Below are 1,222 nucleotides of genomic sequence, written 5' to 3' on the forward strand. Positions count from 1 at the left end.
CCCCCTCCCACAGGTTATCTCCCACCCGATTGTCCGCGATCGTTATCCGGGGTTTATTCCTTGAGGAAAGTCAGCAGATCCTGATTCAAACGATCCTTGTGCGTCTCGGTCAAGCCGTGCGGCGCGCCTGGGTAGACGATCAGTCGAGCGCCCTTGATCAGCGCCGCCGAAGCCCGGCCTGAGGCATCGATGGGCACGATCTGGTCGTCGTCACCGTGGATCACCAGCGTCGGCACGTCGAATTTTTTCAGGTCGCCGCGGAAATCGGTCGCCGAGAATGCCGCGATCGACTCATAGGTGTTCTTGCTGCCGCCTTGCATGCCTTGCGCCCAGAACGACTGGATCAAGCCTTGGGATGGCTTGGCACCCTTGCGGTTGTAGCCATAGAACGGGCCGGAAGCGATGTCCAGGTACAGCTGCGAACGGTTCTCCAGGGACGCCTTGCGCAAGCCGTCGAAGACTTCGAGTGGCAAGCCGCCGGGGTTGGTGTCGGTCTTGAGCATCAGCGGCGGCACCGAGGACACCAGCACGGCTTTCTTGACTCGACCGGTGCCGTGGCGACCGATGTAACGCGCCACTTCGCCGCCCCCCGTCGAGAAGCCGACCAGGGTCACGTCCTTCAGGTCCAGCGCTTCGATGACTGCCGCCAGGTCGTCGGCGTAGTGGTCCATGTCGTTGCCTTCCCACGGCTGGCTGGAGCGACCATGGCCGCGACGGTCGTGGGCAATCACGCGGTAGCCCTTGGAGGCGAGGAACATCATCTGGCCTTCCCAGCTGTCGGAATCCAGCGGCCAGCCGTGGCTGAAGGTGACGACCTGGCCGTTACGCGGGCCCCAATCCTTGTAGTAGAGCTGGACGCCATCCTTGGTGGTGATGTAGCTGGACGACTGCACCACGCTGCCGACGGCCGAGGCCGGGGCACCGGCTTGTACGGGCGTCGCCGCCTCGGCGCCGAGGGTGGCCAGGGCCAGGGTTGCGACAGCCAGGGTGCGGTTGAAGGTGTTCATCGTTGCTCTCTCCATAAGGGGTGTTTTGGTCTGCCGGGATCGTCATCGATCGCGTTGGTGGGCAGATTAGAGAGAGCGCAGCGCAACGAGAACGGCGCTGGCGTCGATAGCAACTATGGGGATTTCAGATACCTGCAGAATCTCAGAGACCTCAGGCTCCAGATACTTGCAGGACCACCGTGGCGAGGGAGCTTGCTCCCGCTGGACTGCGTAGC

1 protein-coding gene is annotated in these 1,222 nt (G+C 62.9%); it reads right to left on the minus strand.

The annotated features are described in order from the left end of the window. Nucleotides 1–53: 53 nt before the first annotated feature. Entirely contained in the window at nucleotides 54–1,007 is a 954-nt protein-coding gene (locus ACE04F_RS09475; protein WP_486106157.1) for an alpha/beta fold hydrolase, read from the minus strand. Between the last annotated feature and the right edge of the window lie 215 nt (nucleotides 1,008–1,222).

The organism is Pseudomonas sp. AGC41 (assembly GCF_057334555.1).